General features: G+C 65.6%; 19 protein-coding genes and 1 pseudogene. 6 read left to right on the forward strand and 14 right to left on the reverse strand.

Annotation, left to right across the window (positions count from 1 at the left end; genetic code table 11):
* Positions 1–85: 85 nt before the first annotated feature.
* From QGN17_RS05725 to QGN17_RS05755, 7 genes and pseudogenes are all read right to left on the reverse strand, one after another.
* Positions 86–1,096 carry a GlxA family transcriptional regulator gene (locus QGN17_RS05725; protein ID WP_281043539.1) on the reverse strand — a complete coding sequence of 337 codons (1,011 nt, stop codon included), beginning with the start codon at positions 1,094–1,096 and terminating at the stop codon, positions 86–88.
* Positions 1,089–1,463, reverse strand: coding sequence for a hypothetical protein (locus QGN17_RS05730; RefSeq protein WP_281043540.1), 375 nt, complete (start codon positions 1,461–1,463; stop codon positions 1,089–1,091). Before QGN17_RS05730 ends, QGN17_RS05725 begins: the two co-directional genes overlap by 8 nt.
* Entirely contained in the window at positions 1,448–2,371 is a 924-nt protein-coding gene (locus QGN17_RS05735; RefSeq protein WP_281043541.1) for a DJ-1/PfpI family protein, read from the reverse strand. Before QGN17_RS05735 ends, QGN17_RS05730 begins: the two co-directional genes overlap by 16 nt.
* Positions 2,372–2,832: 461 nt before the next feature.
* Positions 2,833–3,126 carry a plasmid stabilization protein gene (locus QGN17_RS05740; RefSeq protein ID WP_281043542.1) on the reverse strand — a complete coding sequence of 98 codons (294 nt, stop codon included), beginning with the start codon at positions 3,124–3,126 and terminating at the stop codon, positions 2,833–2,835.
* Between the two features lie 58 nt (positions 3,127–3,184).
* A complete protein-coding gene (locus QGN17_RS05745; RefSeq protein ID WP_281043543.1) occupies positions 3,185–3,373 on the reverse strand; it encodes a hypothetical protein in 189 nt (62 codons plus the stop codon).
* 202 nt (positions 3,374–3,575) lie between these two features.
* A pseudogene (locus QGN17_RS20880) lies at positions 3,576–3,713 on the reverse strand (DUF1543 domain-containing protein); the annotation flags it as partial.
* Entirely contained in the window at positions 3,710–5,380 is a 1,671-nt protein-coding gene (locus QGN17_RS05755) for an FAD/NAD(P)-binding protein (RefSeq protein WP_281043544.1), read from the reverse strand. The gene QGN17_RS05755 and the pseudogene QGN17_RS20880, both read right to left, overlap by 4 nt.
* A gap of 157 nt (positions 5,381–5,537) precedes the next feature.
* Here QGN17_RS05755 and QGN17_RS05760 point away from each other — a divergent pair, with 157 nt between their 5' ends.
* On the forward strand, positions 5,538–5,723 hold the full coding sequence (locus QGN17_RS05760) for a hypothetical protein (RefSeq protein WP_281043545.1): 186 nt from the start codon (positions 5,538–5,540) through the stop codon (positions 5,721–5,723).
* Between the two features lie 59 nt (positions 5,724–5,782).
* Here QGN17_RS05760 and QGN17_RS05765 read toward each other — a convergent pair whose 3' ends face one another.
* Positions 5,783–8,623, reverse strand: coding sequence for a PAS domain S-box protein (locus tag QGN17_RS05765; RefSeq protein WP_281043546.1), 2,841 nt, complete (start codon positions 8,621–8,623; stop codon positions 5,783–5,785).
* A 195-nt stretch (positions 8,624–8,818) separates the two neighbouring features.
* Between QGN17_RS05765 and QGN17_RS05770 the strand changes: the two genes are divergently transcribed.
* Positions 8,819–9,232 carry an MgtC/SapB family protein gene (locus QGN17_RS05770; protein WP_281043547.1) on the forward strand — a complete coding sequence of 138 codons (414 nt, stop codon included), beginning with the start codon at positions 8,819–8,821 and terminating at the stop codon, positions 9,230–9,232.
* A gap of 65 nt (positions 9,233–9,297) precedes the next feature.
* Here QGN17_RS05770 and QGN17_RS05775 read toward each other — a convergent pair whose 3' ends face one another.
* Positions 9,298–9,699, reverse strand: coding sequence for a hypothetical protein (locus QGN17_RS05775; protein ID WP_281043548.1), 402 nt, complete (start codon positions 9,697–9,699; stop codon positions 9,298–9,300).
* A 504-nt stretch (positions 9,700–10,203) separates the two neighbouring features.
* Here QGN17_RS05775 and QGN17_RS05780 point away from each other — a divergent pair.
* The 3 genes from QGN17_RS05780 to QGN17_RS05790 are packed head-to-tail and all read left to right on the forward strand — an operon-like array spanning position 10,204 to position 11,293.
* A complete protein-coding gene (locus tag QGN17_RS05780; RefSeq protein WP_281043549.1) occupies positions 10,204–10,746 on the forward strand; it encodes a type 1 glutamine amidotransferase domain-containing protein in 543 nt (180 codons plus the stop codon).
* Positions 10,743–11,093 carry a hypothetical protein gene (locus QGN17_RS05785; protein WP_281043550.1) on the forward strand — a complete coding sequence of 117 codons (351 nt, stop codon included), beginning with the start codon at positions 10,743–10,745 and terminating at the stop codon, positions 11,091–11,093. Before QGN17_RS05780 ends, QGN17_RS05785 begins: the two co-directional genes overlap by 4 nt.
* Positions 11,094–11,110: 17 nt before the next feature.
* The gene (locus QGN17_RS05790; protein WP_281043551.1) at positions 11,111–11,293 is read left to right on the forward strand and encodes a hypothetical protein; all 183 of its coding nucleotides are present in this window, start codon (positions 11,111–11,113) and stop codon (positions 11,291–11,293) included.
* A gap of 30 nt (positions 11,294–11,323) precedes the next feature.
* Here QGN17_RS05790 and QGN17_RS05795 read toward each other — a convergent pair whose 3' ends face one another.
* The 4 genes from QGN17_RS05795 to QGN17_RS05810 form a co-directional block, all read right to left on the reverse strand.
* Positions 11,324–11,518 carry a hypothetical protein gene (locus QGN17_RS05795; protein ID WP_281043552.1) on the reverse strand — a complete coding sequence of 65 codons (195 nt, stop codon included), beginning with the start codon at positions 11,516–11,518 and terminating at the stop codon, positions 11,324–11,326.
* A gap of 118 nt (positions 11,519–11,636) precedes the next feature.
* Entirely contained in the window at positions 11,637–12,584 is a 948-nt protein-coding gene (locus QGN17_RS05800) for a TIGR03557 family F420-dependent LLM class oxidoreductase (RefSeq protein ID WP_281043553.1), read from the reverse strand.
* Between the two features lie 213 nt (positions 12,585–12,797).
* Positions 12,798–14,174, reverse strand: coding sequence for a sensor histidine kinase (locus QGN17_RS05805; protein WP_110156056.1), 1,377 nt, complete (start codon positions 14,172–14,174; stop codon positions 12,798–12,800).
* Entirely contained in the window at positions 14,174–14,836 is a 663-nt protein-coding gene (locus tag QGN17_RS05810) for a response regulator (protein ID WP_110155897.1), read from the reverse strand. Before QGN17_RS05810 ends, QGN17_RS05805 begins: the two co-directional genes overlap by 1 nt.
* Positions 14,837–14,958: 122 nt before the next feature.
* On the opposite strand from QGN17_RS05810, the gene QGN17_RS05815 reads away from it, so the two are divergent.
* Entirely contained in the window at positions 14,959–15,513 is a 555-nt protein-coding gene (locus QGN17_RS05815) for a hypothetical protein (RefSeq protein ID WP_281043555.1), read from the forward strand.
* 52 nt (positions 15,514–15,565) lie between these two features.
* Here QGN17_RS05815 and QGN17_RS05820 read toward each other — a convergent pair whose 3' ends face one another.
* Positions 15,566–16,177, reverse strand: coding sequence for a glutathione S-transferase family protein (locus QGN17_RS05820; RefSeq protein WP_281043556.1), 612 nt, complete (start codon positions 16,175–16,177; stop codon positions 15,566–15,568).
* Positions 16,178–16,250: the final 73 nt, after the last annotated feature.

A 16,250-nucleotide genomic window follows, 5' to 3' on the forward strand; every position in this document is an offset into this window, starting at 1 on the left:
CGCGACACTCAGTTGACTATTATATAAGCCTAAAACTGTCGATTGTTCGTGTGACCGATAAACGCCCTCTGCACGATGAAGGAAGCTACAGCTGGCCGGAAAAACGAGCGCGATGGGTTGCCGGGTTGGTGCCCATGTGTCGCTGAAAGGCCCGGCGCAGTTGCTGCTCGTCGGCATATCCCGCCTTATCGGCCACGGTCTTTAGAGGCAGATCGGTTTCCTCCAGCGCGCGGCAGGCCGCCTCCAATCGCATGAGCTCGACCGTCTTGGCTGGCGTCCTGCCGACCTTGGCGACATAGGTCCGCGCGAATGTTCGTGGCGCCATCGCCGCTCGCGCTGCAAGCCGGGCAACCGATAGGTCCGATGCGAGATTAGCGGCCATCCAGCCATGCAACTCCGCGAACCCGTGGTCGCGCGATTGCGCAACCAGCGGCACGCTGAACTGGGATTGACCGCCAGCGCGCTTCATGAACACCACCATCTGCCGTGCCGCGTCGATGGCGACCCGGGGGCCGAAATCGTCCTCGATCAGCGCCAATGTGAGATCGATGCCGGAACTGACACCGGCCGAGGTCCACAGCGCGCCATCGCGAATAAAGATGCTGTCGGCATCAATGTCGATCATCGGATGCCGGTCCTTTAGCTTGTCCAGCCACGCCCAGTGCGTCGCCACCCGCCGGCCATCGAGCTGACCGGCGGCCGCGAGCAGGAAGGCGCCGGTGCATACCGAACATAGTCGGCGCACCGAGGACACCCGCGCGGCAATGAAATCGCGCAAGGCTTGGGAGACTTCATAATCTTCGCCCCAGCAACCGCCGGGCACGATGAGGGTATCGATCGGCAGAGCGGTAAGCGAGGAGACCGGCGTCGTGACGACTGGCAACCCGGCACTGGTCAGGACCGTGCCGCCGGCACCAGACGCAACGATCGTTTCGTATCGCGCGAGGTCCCCTGCCGCCACGCCGCGATTGGCCGTGGTCAGCGCCTGCAACGGGCCGGCGAGGTCGAGCAGGTTCATCCCGTCATAGGCCAGCAGCACTATGCGCAGCGGGCGGTGCCCGGGCGCCGCCGGTCTCTCGAACGCGTTGTCAGCCATGGAAGCCCGGATACTCCAAGTCGAGCGCGACGCCATAGGCCGTTGGCGCGCCATATGCCCGCGCGATGCCGTGCAGGACGTCGTCGAGCACCTGCCCGGACTTGCCGGTCGGCATGGTGATGGTCCGGGCGGCGTGGGAAGTCGAGGTGTCGGGAAGCACAGTCAGGCCATGGCGCGTCGTCACCGGCTCTCCGTCTGCGCTGAGCGCATGGGCCTGCGCGCGCCCCGTCCGGCTGTAGGCGTCTGCGGTCAATGCCAACGCGACTTCGTCCACGTCGTTGCCGATCGGGATGGTCAGCTGCTGGGGTCGGTGCAGCCAGCCATTAAGATATTGGGTCGTGGCAAATGCGGTCAGGTTGCTGCCCAACCGGGGATGGAAAGCGCATGGGCCTGCGCGCGCCCCGTCCGGCTGTAGGCGTCTGCGGTCAATGCCAACGCGACTTCGTCCACGTCGTTGCCGATCGGGATGGTCAGCTGCTGGGGTCGGTGCAGCCAGCCATTAAGATATTGGGTCGTGGCAAATGCGGTCAGGTTGCTGCCCAACCGGGGATGGAAAGAGCGGCTGTCATGGACCGGGCTCCAGTCGCTCACACCGATTTCGGTCGCCACGGCGGCCGCCCGCGCGTGGCCAGCTATCGCCTCAATCAGTGCCAGCGAAGTTGGAACGGCTGCGCTGATCCCTGCGCTGGAGACGATCCTTCCCTCCGCGACATAGCGGCGATCATCGAGCCAATGGACCTGGGGATAATGCGTCTTGCGATAGCCCGCCGTCGCCCAATGGGCGGTGGCGCGGTGGCCGTCCATCACGCCACTGTTGGCGAGGACCAGCGCGCCATCGCAGATGCTGACGAGCGTCGCGCCCCTGGCGGCCTGACCCTTGATCCAGGCGAGCAAAGCGGGATTCTGCTGGTGGACCACCGCCGGCACCACGACATAATCGGCACCATCGGGATAGCGCGCGTCGAACTGCGCGGCAGAGGCCTGCGGCTGCAGACGCAGCGCCGGCCGCATCGTCATAGGACCGGGATTGATTGCGATGGCCAAGACATCGGCGATATCCGCCTGCCGGAGAATGCCATAGGGGACGACATAGTCCGTCAGTTCCGTGCCGCTATTCTCTCCGATCACCGCGATGACCGGCCGGGAGCGCTCGAAGCGTGGCCGATAGGTGGCGATCGACTCATCCACCAATGTGGTTTCGGATGCCGCGTGTTGGGTTGGGGCGTGGCCGCCATCGGCGGCCGCTGGTCCGCACCCCGCTACGAAGGCGGACATGGCGATGAGCAGCGAGTATCGATTGGAAGAGCGAGAAAGATGCATGGGCGCAAATCCAGTTAAGAGAGCGCGCTTCTTCTCAACCGACTCACGCCTGGCTCAAATGCCAACTTTCTATCATTTTCTGCCACGCGCTCTGCGGGTCAGATGGTCAGGAGCGAGGGGAATTTGGGCTGGCCGACGTAGCCGCCGGACAGCGCGGCGCCCCATGTCGTCGTTGCTGCGGCTTTTGTCGCAGCCCGAAACGAGGTTCGTCCACAGCGGGAGGCCCCGTCAGCATCCGACCAGACGTTCCCATTCGCCAGCCTAACGTTCGACGCCGCTAGCTGCCGCTCGCAGCGGCCCATGTCGTCGAATTCCTTGCAGGCCATCGCCACGGACCACTTGTTAGGAATGGTGACCGACCCTTGACCATCCGCAGGTTCGTCGAACGGCTCGATCTGCTGATCGTCGTCGCTTGGTCACGCGTTGCCGTTCCGGCGGCGGGTTTCCCAGCCCTTTCGGGCCGCGGCCGAACGCTGCTCCGCCGAGCCGGACTTGTGCGCCTTGCCACCGCGTGAGGACGCGCTGCGATTCTCGGACTTGCCGCGGCCGGAGCCGGACTTCTTCCCGCCGCCGGTTTCCTTGTTGACGGTGGCCCAGGCGCGCGCTTCGGCCTCCTTCCTGGGCGTGCCGCGCTTCTCGTAGCTCTCCTCGATATGCTCGGCGCGGCGCTTCTGTTTATCGGTGTAGCTGCTCTTGTCGCCCTGGGGCATGGCGGCTCTCCTCTCGTCTCGCAGCCTAACGCGCGGCGCTCGTACAATGTCCGCCGCTTTAGGGAGCGACGATGTCCTTGGCCTTGTTTTTCAAGGGGATATATTCGCAGGTGAAACGAAGCGGCCGTTCCTCCGCGCAGGGCGTGAGGTGGATGTGCAGGCGCTGGTCGCCAGCCGCCCGGTCGAGCGCAAAGGCCTGTTCCGCCTCGTAGAGGTCGTCGCGGTGCGCGGCGTCCCAGCCCTTCACAGATCGCAGCGCGCGCCTTGGCCTTTGCCACGCTGTCCGCCACGACGAATATGTTGCGATGCTTCTCCGAGAAATCGGCCGGATCGTACCCGCCCAAATTGACGTAATAGAGCTTGTCCGGCCCACCATAAGGCTCGGGTCGGAGTGATACGTCGAAGCCGTTGGCGTGATCGATCTCGGCCCAGCAGTCGATATGCAGGCTACCCGGCCTTCCCCACCATTGCCGCTGCAGCTCGTCATAGGTGTCCTGTAGCGAAGCCGCGACGACGAAGCGCATATCGTGCACCTCGATATTCGCCTGGGCATGTTCGCCGCCGATATAGATAGCGAAAAGCTTCATGAGGTCGCGGCCTCCCGGACTGTGTCCTGCTCGGGTGGTTCATCGACCTTTCCCGCGATTGCTTTCGCCAGTTCCTCTCCAACGATCTCGCCCATTTCGTACGAGCTGGTGAGGCCTTGGCTGAACGGGTGACGGCCGAGGATGTAGGGCAGGCTCAGGCAGAAGAGGCGATCCTTCGGAAGCTCTCCCGACACCGGATGGAATTGGTCGTCGATCGCGATGCCGCGCGGTGGGCCGTCCTCGGACGAGGGCTCGTCGCGAATGATCCCTTGTCGGCGGAGCGATGGAAAGGGAAACTCCCGAGCCGCGAGCGGCCTCTGGCCGGTCGCCTCGATGAAGGCGGGGAAATGGATGTCGTCGCTGCCCAGCGAAAGGGTCGCCCCGCGCTCCCGGCGATGGCTGTCGATGCGATAATCGTCGCCGAGCGCGAGCAGGTCGAGCTTGCCTGCACGGTGCAGAGCCAGCATCCGCTCGATCGATTCATGCGGAACGGTCGCATAGTCGTCGACAAAGACCGGCTTCCAATGATGCGAGAAGCGCGCGAACGCGTCTTCGTCGAGGTGCGGCACGATCGGCTCGATCGCCTCGTGCATCCGCAGGATGGCGTAGCGCCAGGGCACCGTGGTTTCGGTCTCGAAATTCCGCTTCGCCTCTTCGAGATTGCGCTCCGCCCAGTCGAAGGGATCGGCCGCCATCCGCTCGGCGAAGAAGCGGTCGCAGAAATCCTCGACGTCCAGATGCTCGAGGTCGACGGCGTCCGCATAAGCGGGATCGGCGTGCGCGAGCTCGGCCTTGAAGAGCGCGAAGGCGCGTTCGAGCAGATCGTCGGGCTGATCGGCGACGAGCGCTTCGATCGCCTCAGTTGTGCAAATGGCGAGCGGTTCGTAGGGGATCGGATGAAAGAAGTCGGCCTCGGGCAGCAGCCCCTTTCGCGACATCATCGTGATGCGGAATGCGTCCGTTCCGGGAGCGGGTCGATAGTCCAGCCTCTCCTCCCCCTCGACGAAGTCGCCATGCTCGACGGCGACCGCGACCGCAGCGTCGATCGCCGTCAGCGAGCTTCCTCTGATGCCGACCTTGCAGGGAGGAATGTTGGACAAGGCGGCGGCAGGCCACGGGCTGAGGAAATAGCCCGGCCGCACCTCCGGCTCTTCGGGCCACTGGTGCCCGGTCGCCATCACAACATGATCGAAGCGGGCTTCGAACGTCTCTCCGTCCTTCGGCGTCACGGACAGCCGGATGCCATCCTCCACGTTGACGGCGTCGGTGACACGGCACCGCGTCCGGACGGCGACCTCGATACCCTGCCCACGGGCGCGATTGATCGTCGCCTCGAACTGATCGCGCAGATACTCGCCGAGCGCGAGCCGGGGATAGAAGGCGCGATCGTCGATGTCGCGGCGATCGATCCCGAAGGTGCGCAGGTGATCGGCCGGCTGGCGCTCAAGCCAGGCGACCAGCGTCTCCTCCAGTGGCAGCTCGATGCTGGCGATATTGGAAAGCATGGCGGGATCGTTCCAGCCAGGCCGATAGGGCGTTCCCCGGCCCGCGACAGGCTGCTCCTCGAAGATCGTAAGCTCAAACGGCGTTGTCGCGCGGCAAACGAGCGCGTGGAGCGTGTAGATGGTAGTCGGCCCAGCGCCGACGAACGCCACGGATGGAAGCATGCTCGCATAATGCGTGGATCGACGATCCGTGCCGCACCCTTAATCGAAGTTAGAAAATCATGATAAAACATTGGGATGAGCCGAACGACCGGAACCTCGACACAGTCCTCCCGGTTCTTCTGCGAGACAGATCGAACTGTCGGGAAAGGAAACGAGGATGAGCGTCGAAGGCAAGATCAAGGAAGCCGCCGGCTACGTGAAGGAGGAAGCCCACGAGCACGGCAAGACCCCGGAGAGCCAGCAGAAGGCCCAGGAAGGTCGCGATCTTCGCAACGAAGGTCGTATCGAGGACGGCAAGCCGCCGAAGACCGGCGCGCCGGGTTCGGGCGACCACGGCAAGTAAGCCGCTCGAACCGTTACGGAGTTTCATCCGCCGCCGGGACCGATCCCGGCGGCGGTTCCTTATGTCCCGACTGTCCGATCTTGAGGGACGGCATCGGGCTCGACGGCCTCCGCGATGGCCCGGGCGAGTTGCCCCTGGTTGAACGGCTTGCCGAGCCGCACGACCTCGCGGCCTGCCGACACGCCTTCGCCGTATCCGCTGGCGATGATCGCCGGAATACCGGGTCTCAAGGCGTCGACCGCCGTGATCAGGTCCGTGCCGGTCATGTTGGGCATCGCCTGGTCGGTGACGAGCAGGTCGATATCCTCGCGCTGGCGGAACAGCTCCAGCGCTTCCTCCGCCGTGTCCGCCTCGACGACCTCATGCCCGAGATCCTCAAGCAGGGCGACGGTGTTGATCAGCACGAGCGCATCATCGTCGACCGCAAGTATTCTCAAACGAGGCACACTGGGCGTGTCCATCTCGACGACAACGGATTCCGACCCACCGGCTTCCTGTGGCGCCACTGGCAACCAGAGGACGGCGCTGGTGCCGGCGCCGATCTCGCTCAGCAGCTCGAACGATCCTCCGATCTGCTGCGCCAACCCATGCACCATCGGCAGGCCGAGGCCGGTCCCCTTCCCCACCCCCTTGGTCGTGTAGAAGGGTTCGGTCGCGCGCCGCAGCGTCTCGGCATCCATGCCGCTGCCCTGGTCCTTCACGACGAGCCGGACGTAGGCGCCCGCGCTCAGCTTGGTGCCGGGGCCGGCCGGCAGATCCTCGCAGGTCGCGGATATCAGGATAGGACCGCCGCCCGGCGTTGCATCGCGGGCGTTCACGATGAGATTGAGCAGCGCCATCTCAAGCTGGTTGGCATCCGCCCGCACCGCGGGAAGCTTGAGCGGAAAATTCGTCGAGATCGGCCATTCCGGCCCGATCGAGCGCTGCACCAGATCGTTCATGCCGGACAGCAGCTGCGGCAGGTCGACGGTGTCGACGTTGAGCTCCTGGCGCCGCGCGAAGGCCAGCATGCGCTGCGTCAGGGTTGCGCCGCGCTTTGCCCCCTCGGTGGCGTTGCTCAGCAGCCTGCGCGACAAGGGATCATCCGGCAGACGCTTGCCGAGCAGTTCGAGGCTGCTCAGCACCGCCATCAACAGGTTGTTGAAGTCATGCGCGACGCCCCCCGTGAGCTGGCCGATCGCGTCCATCTTCTGGGATTGGAAAAGCGTCTCGCGCGCCGTTTCCAGCTGCCGCTGGGCTTCCTCCTTCTCGGTGATGTCGCGGGTGATCTTGGCGAAGCCGATCGGGCGGCCTTCGTCGTTGCGGATCGCGTCGATCACCACGCTGGCACGGAAACGCTCGCCATCCTTGCGAACCCGCCAGCCTTCGGCAAGGAAGCGCCCTTCCCGGCGCGCCGTCTCCAGCGCACGATCGGGCTCGCCCCGCGCGCGATCCTCGTCCGTGTAGAAGCGGGAGAAATGCTCGCCGATGATCTCGTCCGGCTCATAGCCCTTGATGCGGCGCGCGCCCTCGTTCCAGCTCGACACATGGCCTTCGAGGTCGAGCATGTAGATCGCATAGTCGGTCACGCCCTGGACGAGATGGCGGAACTGCTCCTCGCTGTCGCTCAGCGCTTCTTCCACGCGGCGGCGCTCCGTGACGTCGCGGCCATAGGCATAGACGAGGCCGTTCTCCAGCGTCGTATGCCATTCGATCCGCCGATAGCTGCCGTCCGCCGAACGGAAGCGGTTCTCGTAGTCGTTGAGCTCCTGGCCACCGACCGCCCGCGCGAGCGCATCATTGCTGCCCGGAATGTCGTCGGGATGCATGAAGTCGGCAAATGGCCGGCCGACGACCTCGTCCACCGGATCGCCCAGGATTCGCGTCCAGGACGGGCTGACCGAGCGGAACAGGCCATCGGCGTCGACCACGACGATGAGATCGCGCGAGACGCTCCAGATCCGATCGGCGCGACGCCGTTCCGCCTGCAGCGTCGCGATACCGGCCAGCGCGCCGCCGATCTGGCCGGCGATCAGCTGCGCGACATGCAGGATCTCGGGATCTTCCGGTCGATAGGGATTGAGGCCCAGCACCAGAGTTCCGGCATGCGGCTCCCCGGTCGGACCCGGAATGGCGATCGCGATCGCGCTCGTCGCCGGACGATCCCAGTCGCCCATCGGCCAGTCTGTGTCGGAGGGAAGCGCGATGATCTCTTCGGCCTGCCCGAGATCGGTAGGGAGGATCGCTCGCACCTGTTCGAGGATGCCCTGATCGTCCCCGCCCGGCTCCTCGCCCGCAAATTTCAGGACGGCGAACGGGAAGTCCCGGCGATTGGTCGCGAACACCGACCGCGCCGCCTGATGGATCGCGGCCTTGTCCTTCGCGCCGGCGAGCGCAGCACCGAGGCGGCGCAGGGTTTCCAGCCGACGCTCGTTGATGATCCGCGCTGTCTCCTCGCTGACGATGCACAATAATCCGCACACCGCGCCATCCGATCCGAAGAGCGGGCTGTAGGAGAAGCTGTGGTAGGTCTCTTCCGGATAGCCGCTCCGCTCCAGCAGGAGAAGCATCGCCTTGTTCCAGGTCGCCTCGCCGGCCTGCACCCGCTTCACCTGATCGGCGACGTCGGCATAGACCTCCGACCACACCTCCCGAAAGGGACGACCCAGCATCTCCGGGTGCTTGATCCCCAGCGTCGGGATGTAGGCGTCGTTGTAGAAGAACTGGAGCTCCGGTCCCCAGCCGAGCCACATCTCGAACCGCGAGGTCAGCAGCATCCGCAGCGGAATCTTGAGCGCGTCTGGCCAGTCGCGAGGCTCGCGCATGGGCGTGCCTTCCCAGTCGTGCTCCTTCATCACCCGGGCCATTTCGCTCATGCCGGGAAAAATGTTGGCAAGCTCGTCGTCGAAAGCGTGGCCCATCGGTCCCCCTTGTGCGCGATCCCAACGTCCGCTCGCGCGATTGGATGCGCAAGCCCGTGCGCGCGAAACGGTACGAACCGGCGGTCGCGACCGAGACTGTCCAGCCCCGCCATCGCCGCTCCCATTATTGTCTGGCGTCGTCGATGATCCCGCATTGGCTTGCCTGGCGTGGTCGGCGCGGCGCATAGTTGCCGGATGATCGATCCTCAGGACTGGCTGGGCATGCTGCTGCGCCTGGCAGTGGCGGCAGCGATTGGCCTCGCGCTGGGCTTCGAGCGCGAATGGCATGGTCATGACGCGGGCATGCGAACCCACGCGCTGGTGGCGTTGAGCTCGGCGATGATCACGATATCGTCTCTGCTCCTGTTTCTGGAGCTCAAGCACGAGGGCGGCGCGAGCGATCCGCTGCGCGTCATCCAGGGCCTCGCGCAGGCCATCGGATTCATCGCCGGCGGCCTGATCTTCATCCGCGGTCGCGGCGTGAAGAACATGACGACCGCAGCAAGCCTGTGGATGGCGGCTGCGGTGGGTATCGGCGCGGGCGCGGGCCAAACCGGCGCGGCGCGACCCACGCCGATGAATAGTCGGGCTATAATAGCGAGCAGGTAGAGCCTGCCCTGCGACGCCCGCGCCCAGCTTTCCGGGCGCCGGCGCGAAGAGCTCGATCCCCGTCGTCAGCGGTAGATCAGGAGCAGCGCGGCGAAAATGACAATGATCGCGATCAGCGAAATTCCGAGCACGTAGCGCATGGCGCCCAGCGTCTTGCCGCCGCTGGCCTCGGTTCCTGTCAGGATCGTATCGTCACCGGCATTTCCGGAGCGCTCGCCGGCCCGCTTGGTCAATCGCGCCTCGGCCCGTTCGTCATATCCGGACGACATGGCAGGCTCGCCATGCCGAACGGATGCGTGAGACGGTGGATCGGACGCGGGAAAGCTCTCGTCATTGGCGATATCCGCCATCGCCTGCTCGTCTGACGGATTCTCGCGCAAAGCGGGATGGTCCTGGGCGTCGTCTGCCTCGCGCACGGGTGGCACCGGATGTGCGGCCATCGCGCCATCGGCTTTGCGGTCGGTCACAATGACCTCCTGTCTCCTGGAAGCCCGATCAACGCGCGGACTGGGTCCTTGGGCCCACCGGCGCCGCCGTTCATGCCGGTTGATCGCCCATCAAGCCCGCGGAGCTTCCACGTTCGGCAGTTTGGGCGCGTTACCCCGGTTCGTTCGTTGATGCAGCTCCATTGGATATACTGGAGGATGGCATGACCATGGCAGATCGCAGCCACAGCAGCGTTTCGCCCGATGATATCGACCGCGCCAAAGGCCCCAGCAAGGGCGTCGAGGATTTTGGAGGGCATGATGCAGAGGCCGAGGGTGCCGCGGAATCCGGGGTAGGACAGGCCGCCCAGGCCGGCGCCCCCAAGCCCCGTCAGGCCCCCACGGATAGACCCGAGGTCGGCGAGAAGCCCGGCAGACCGGGGCGATAAACGTCTGGTGCGATCAATAGAACGAGCCGTGGCTTGGCACGGAACGGCGGCACGGACAGTCCGTTGAGGTTGGCAAATCCAGCCACAGGAGAGACGTATGCCGATGATCGACAAATCGAAGGTGCTCATCCTCGCAACCGACGGTTTCGAGAACAGCGAACTGTTCAAGCCGCGTGCCAGCCTGTTGGACGCCGGCGCGCAGGTGACGTTGGCGTCCATCAAGAAGGAGCCGATCCAGGGCGTGGTGCACGACAGCGACGAAGGCGAGACGATCACGCCGGACCTGACGCTGGGTGAGGTCGAGGCCGACGACTATGATGCGCTGCTGATCCCCGGCGGCGTCGGCAATCCCGACACGATGCGGATGGAGCAGGACGCACTTGCTATCGTTCGCGCCTTCTTCGCGGCCGACAAGCCGGTGGCGGCGATCTGCCACGGACCGTGGCTGCTGGCGGAGGCCGATGTGATCGATGGTCGCACCGTGACGAGCTGGCCCTCTATCCGCACCGACCTGCGCAATGCCGGTGCCGAGGTCGTCGACAAGGAAGTCCAGGTGGACGGAAAGCTCATCACCAGTCGCAAGCCGGACGACATTCCGGCTTTCACCGAGGCCCTGATCAAGTCGATCGAACAGGATTGAACCCGACCATCGTCGCTACCGGCTTTCGTTCGATGCCGGTGGCATTCGACAACATGAATTCGGCGGAAGAGCAGATTTCGCAGCTGCTTCCGCCGGCATTCGGCATGAACAGACCCATTACGGGGATAGCCAATATCTATCGACTCTATCGCATGAATGCGCTGACAGAGGACAACCGCAGCGTCGAGAATATCGAGGCTTTCAGCGATGACGAGGCAATCGGCCGAGCGCTCGACCAAGCGGGCGATTACCGTATCGAACTGTGGGACGGTGAGCGGAAGCTCGTCGCGATCAGTGGCCGAAACGGCCTGGGCGAGCTGACGATTTGCGCCCCCACGGATACTTGATGTTTCGGAGAACTGACATGCCCGGACCCAAGCAAGATCGTCCGCCGCTGCCGAGAAGAGCAAACCGGCCCAAGACCTTGGGAGATCCGTCACTCACCGACGCGGAACTGCACGAGGCCCAGCGCAAAAAGGGCGATCCGGTGATTGGTCATGGCCCGGACGGCGACACTGACACTCCGGCTGACCAGCGGAAACGCTGACCCTCGGATCTTCATCGCCCTGCCACGATCTCATGTCTGGCCGGTCTGGGATGTCGCGGCCGCGATCGCGGCGGCATTGTCCCGCTCGATCTCGTCCTTCGACCGCTTTCCTGCCGGCTTCCTGGGCGTCGCCTGCTCGGCCGCATCACGGCTCATGACGATGTCGGCGGCATAGGTGCGCTTGTCGTCCAGGGTGTCCGCGGCGGGATGCTTGATATCGGTCATGTTGGCTCCTTCCTGTCTGCCCAACGAGCGCCGGGACGAGCCGACGCGACGATCTCGCGTCCGTATCGGTGACGCGAGCGAAAGGCCGGACCGATGAAGCCATCTTGTCCGAGCACAGCTAGAGACGCGGACGAAGCTCCGTCTCGAAGAATTCGATGAACCGCTTTTGCTGCTGCCCCGGGCAGGTCAGCACCACATGATCGAACCCGGCATCGACATAGCGGCGAATGACCGCGAGATGCGCCTCGACATCCGGCCCGGCGGCGATCGCATCCGCCAGATCCTCGGGACGAACGAACCGGGAGGCGGATTCGAAGCCTTCGACATCGCGCAGCTCGCTGTTGACCGGCCACCCCAGCGCCGAGAAGCGGAACGTCTCGTGGGCCTGTTCCAGCCCCGCCTCCTCGCTCTCCGCATAGGAAAGAACCGCCTCCGCATAGGCGGGGCCCTGCTTCGCCTTGCGGAAGCCGTCGACCAGTTCGGCCTTGGGCTCGGTCGCCATGATGCCGTCGGCCGCATCGACGGCGAGAGCGACCGACGCCGGGCCGCTCACGCCCACGATGACGTCTATGGGCTTGTCAGGCAGGTCATAGAGACGAGCGTGATCGACCACATACCAGTCTCCTTCGAAGCTGTGCACGCCACCCGTCCAGAGCATGCGGAAGATCTCGATCGCCTCGCCGAGCATGGCATGGCGTTCCGGCGTCGACGGCCAGCGCTCCCCGGTGACGTGCTCGTTCAGGCGCTCGCCGGCGCCGACGGCCAGGGTGAACCGGCCTTTCGACATCACGCCGATCGTTGCGGCGGCCTGCGCGATGATGGCGGGGTGGTAGCGAATGATCGGGCAGGTGAGCCCCGTCGCGATGCCGATCCGCGAGGTCGCCTGCGCGATACCGCCGAGCACGCTCCACGCGAACGAGGCATGGCCCTGCGATTCCAGCCAAGGATGAAAATGGTCGGAGATCGAGACGAAGTCGAAGCCCGCGGCCTCCGCGGCAAGAGCATTCTCGATCAGCGCAGCCGGCTCGTGCTCCTCGGTCATCAATTTGTATCCGAACTGCACCATCCGATCCTCCATCAGAGGCCTATTCAATTCGGTGCACACGGAATTGATCCGGACACTAGATAGCTCTCTTGGCAAGTCGACCCATCGAAGCGGTGGTTTGAACCTAAAGGCGCAGCAGCGGCTGAATCATCGCGCAGACACGGCCTTTGGCTACAAGCTGACGGTCGGCAAATGGAGTGCACGCAGAGAGTCGGGAATGACCGGCATTGGCGCTCAGCTGCCCCCGTTTGGAAGGCGCACAAGTGCTGCGACCCCGCCAAAGCCACTCACGTCTTCTTTAAGCTCCAACAATCCGCCATGCAGTTCCGACAATTCGCGGCTGATCGGCAGACCGAAGCCATGGCCGCTTCCGGCTTCGTCCAGCTTCCTTCCCTTCAGCAACGCGGTGTCGATCTGTTTCTCGGTCATGCCGGCGCCGTCGTCAGCGATCGTGGTCAGAACGTCCGGTCCGTCGCGGACCGCGCTAATCCGGACTCTCGACCGGGCATGGCGCCACGCATTGTCCAGGATGTTACCGAGCAGCTCGTCCAGATCATGCGGATCACAGCGCACCGCGAGTTCCGGCGGCAAGGAAATCTCCGAGCGGATGTCGCGATCGGAATGAATCTTCGCCATCGTGACGACCAGACCTTCGATCACGGGCAAGAGCGGCACGGAGATGCCCTTCGTGCCGATCTCCGCCGCCCGCGCCCGCCCGAGATGATGCCTGATCTGATGCTGCATCCGGTCGGCCAGCGCGACGAGAGCCGCATCGCCTTCTCCGGATCGAGCAGCGAGTTCGAGCCGCAATGTCGCGAGCGGTGTCTTGAGGCCGTGGGCGAGATTGGCGACGTGCCCGCGCGCGCGCGCCAGCGCCTGCTCGTTGGTCTCGATCATCGTGTTGAGCTCGTCGACCAGCGGCAGCAGCTCGGTCGGTTCCGTGATTGCGATCGTCCGCCGGCGACCGACGCGCACCTCTCCCACCATGTTCCCCAGCCGTCGCAACGGCCTCAACCCAATGCGAAGCTGGACGAGCACAGCGAGGAGCAGGAAAGCGGCAAGCAAGGCCAGCGACAGCAGCAGCGGCCCCGTCGCGGCGCGCAGCGGACGCTCGACGATGGCGCGGGGGCCGACGGCGATGACGAACGCATCGCCTCTCGCGGTCGGGATCGTCGCGATCCGCCCGTGGACAGCCCGGCCATCGGCACCGATGCCGTCGAGCGGGCGGACGCGCCACGGATCATCCGGTCGCCCATGATGACCCGGCGGTGGCGGCGGAGCTTCCCAATCGACCGGCAATGGCAGGTGGGCAGGGCCGAGCGAGTTCGAGCGAAGCTTCCCCGCCGGCGCGACCAGCTCCCATGCCCATCCCGATCCCGGCGTGTCGAACGGCGGCACGTCGGCGGCACGCGCGGCATCCAGCGTGCCGTCGGGGCGCACGGCCCGCGCTACGACCGCGATCTGCGCGTCAAGCCGTTCGTCGAGGCCGTGCATCACGAACCGGCCGAGGACGTGGCCGATCGACAGCGCCGCGAGTGTCAGCGCCAGCGTCGTCGCCACCAGCGCGGTCATGACGAGGCGGCCGGTCAGCGAGCGGGGCAGCAGGCGCATCATGCCACCTCGACCAGACGATAGCCGAGACCCCGCACCGTCTCGATCCGCTCGGCTCCGATCTTGCGGCGCAGGCGCCCGACGATCACCTCTAGCGAATTGGAATCCGGATCGGCATCGCCCTCATAGACGCGCTCGAGCAGATCGAGCCGCTCGACCACGATACCCTTGCGTAGCGCGAGGCAGGAGAGGACGCGCCACTCGAACGCCGTCAGCCGGAGCGGCAAGCCATCCAACTCGAACTGCCCGGTCTGTGCATCGAAGCTGAGCGGCCCGCAGCGTATCACGTTGGCCGCGTGCCCCGCCGCGCGGCGGACGAGCGCGCGCAGGCGCATCACCAGCTCCTCGATGCGAAAGGGCTTCACCAGATAATCGTCGGCACCGGCCTTGAAGCCCTGCACCTTGTCAGACCAGCCGTCCCGCGCCGTCAGGATCAGGACGGGCAACTGACGCCCGGCCTGCCGCCAGCCGGTCAGCACGGTCACGCCGTCGATCTTCGGAAGGCCGAGATCGAGCACGGCGACGTCGAACGCCTCGGTTTCGCCGAGATGCGCCGCATCCTCTCCGTTCGCGGCGACATCGACGGCGAAATGCTCGGCGCGGAGCGCGCGGGCGATGCTGTCGGCGAGCGCCTCATCGTCCTCCACCAGCAATACCCGCATCGCCGTCTCCTCGATCCCGCCCGACTAGCCACGCTTGCTAAACCGAAACTGAACCGCGCGGTTCAGCGGGCGTCGGACGGCGGAGGCTAGGATCTCCCCATCATCGGACAAGGAGATTGATGATGGATTGGAATTTCATCGGAAGACGGACACGGATAGGTCTCGCGACGGTCGGGCTGCTGCTCGCCGGCGGCGCGGCGGGAGCGGTCGCGATCGAAGCGACCCGCCCGCCGGTCGAGATGGCGCCCATGGCCTCGATCGCGATCGCGCGGCTCGCGCAGACCAGCGGCCCCGTCACGCTGCGCGGCCGCGTCGCCGAGGTCTACGGCAACAAGTTCCTGCTGGTCGACGGCAGCGGCAGGACGCTCGTCGATACCGGCCCGCGCGGCGACGATGGCGGGCTGGTCACGCTGGGGGCCACCACCACCGTGCAGGGGCGCTACGAACGTGGCTTCGTCCATGCGAGCTTCCTGGTCGATGGTGGCGGCAACGTCACCCAGCTCGGCCCGGTCGGCGGGCCACCGCATCACGACCGGCATGGCCCGCCGCCGCCGCACGGTGGCCCGGATCGAGGCCCTCCGCCACCGCCGGGTGCCGATGAGGACGCTGCCCCGCCTCCCCCGCCTGTCGCAGCCAATCCGCCGGCGGCCGGCGCAGCGGCTCCGGCCGCACGGTGAGGGCACGCGCGATCCGGCGGCACGACTGCGCTGCCGGATCGCGCACCCGGCTTCAGGCGGCCGCCTGAAGCCCGGATTGATCGTCCAGCGCCTGCCCGCGCACGGCGGCCGGTCGGCTCTGGCAGCGACCGATATAGGCATCGATGGCGTCGTCGGCCGGGTAGGCGCGGCGACCGAAAGCGAGCGCGCTGCTGATCAGGAAATCGGGACCCGTGAAACGGTCGCCCATCACGTAGGAACCCCGCGCGAGCGCCGCTTGGAGCCTCGCGACGACGGCATCGTGATTGCGCTGCTTCTGCGGCGATCCCGCGAGATCGCCCGACAGCCCGGCAAACAGCGCCGGCTCCAGCTCGGCGACATACCATGCGATCCAGGTGAGATAGGCGCCACGGCGCGGATCGCCCGGCGCGGGGGCAAGGCCGGCCTCCGGAAAGGCATCGAGCAGGTGGAGCACGATCGCGACCGATTCCGCCACCAGCGATCCGTCGTGCATGAGAGCGGGCACGCGCTTGTCCGGGTGGGGATTAGCCGGGTCGCCGCTGCCCTCCCCGGTCATCGGCCGGAAGATCGAGACGGGACGGATCTCATAGTCGACGCCCAGTTCCTCGAGCAGCCAGATCATGCGGGACGAACGGGATTGCGGGGCGTGATACAGGGTGATCATGGTCTTCTCCTCAAGGCCCGCGAACGATCATGGAGCCATGTCGCGAGGCGATTTCGCTTGTAGAGGCGACCTA

It is taken from the genome of Sphingomonas oryzagri, from assembly GCF_029906645.1.
GTDB lineage: Bacteria > Pseudomonadota > Alphaproteobacteria > Sphingomonadales > Sphingomonadaceae > Solisphingomonas > Solisphingomonas oryzagri.

Excerpts from the sequence above, each read along its gene's own strand:
- QGN17_RS05815 (WP_281043555.1), top strand. The coding sequence starts at position 14,959 with ATGGATTGGAATTTCATCGGAAGACGGACACGGATAGGTCTCGCGACG.
- QGN17_RS05740 (WP_281043542.1), bottom strand. The coding sequence starts at position 3,126 with ATGCCCCAGGGCGACAAGAGCAGCTACACCGATAAACAGAAGCGCCGC.
- QGN17_RS05810 (WP_110155897.1), bottom strand. The coding sequence starts at position 14,836 with ATGCGGGTATTGCTGGTGGAGGACGATGAGGCGCTCGCCGACAGCATC.
- QGN17_RS05820 (WP_281043556.1), bottom strand. The coding sequence starts at position 16,177 with ATGATCACCCTGTATCACGCCCCGCAATCCCGTTCGTCCCGCATGATC.
- QGN17_RS05790 (WP_281043551.1), top strand. The coding sequence starts at position 11,111 with ATGCCCGGACCCAAGCAAGATCGTCCGCCGCTGCCGAGAAGAGCAAAC.
- QGN17_RS05805 (WP_110156056.1), bottom strand. The coding sequence starts at position 14,174 with ATGCGCCTGCTGCCCCGCTCGCTGACCGGCCGCCTCGTCATGACCGCG.
- QGN17_RS05755 (WP_281043544.1), bottom strand. The coding sequence starts at position 5,380 with ATGCTTCCATCCGTGGCGTTCGTCGGCGCTGGGCCGACTACCATCTAC.
- QGN17_RS05735 (WP_281043541.1), bottom strand. The coding sequence starts at position 2,371 with ATGTCCGCCTTCGTAGCGGGGTGCGGACCAGCGGCCGCCGATGGCGGC.
- QGN17_RS05780 (WP_281043549.1), top strand. The coding sequence starts at position 10,204 with ATGCCGATGATCGACAAATCGAAGGTGCTCATCCTCGCAACCGACGGT.
- QGN17_RS05725 (WP_281043539.1), bottom strand. The coding sequence starts at position 1,096 with ATGGCTGACAACGCGTTCGAGAGACCGGCGGCGCCCGGGCACCGCCCG.
- QGN17_RS05765 (WP_281043546.1), bottom strand. The coding sequence starts at position 8,623 with ATGGGCCACGCTTTCGACGACGAGCTTGCCAACATTTTTCCCGGCATG.
- QGN17_RS05800 (WP_281043553.1), bottom strand. The coding sequence starts at position 12,584 with ATGGTGCAGTTCGGATACAAATTGATGACCGAGGAGCACGAGCCGGCT.
- QGN17_RS05760 (WP_281043545.1), top strand. The coding sequence starts at position 5,538 with ATGAGCGTCGAAGGCAAGATCAAGGAAGCCGCCGGCTACGTGAAGGAG.
- QGN17_RS05795 (WP_281043552.1), bottom strand. The coding sequence starts at position 11,518 with ATGACCGATATCAAGCATCCCGCCGCGGACACCCTGGACGACAAGCGC.
- QGN17_RS05770 (WP_281043547.1), top strand. The coding sequence starts at position 8,819 with ATGATCGATCCTCAGGACTGGCTGGGCATGCTGCTGCGCCTGGCAGTG.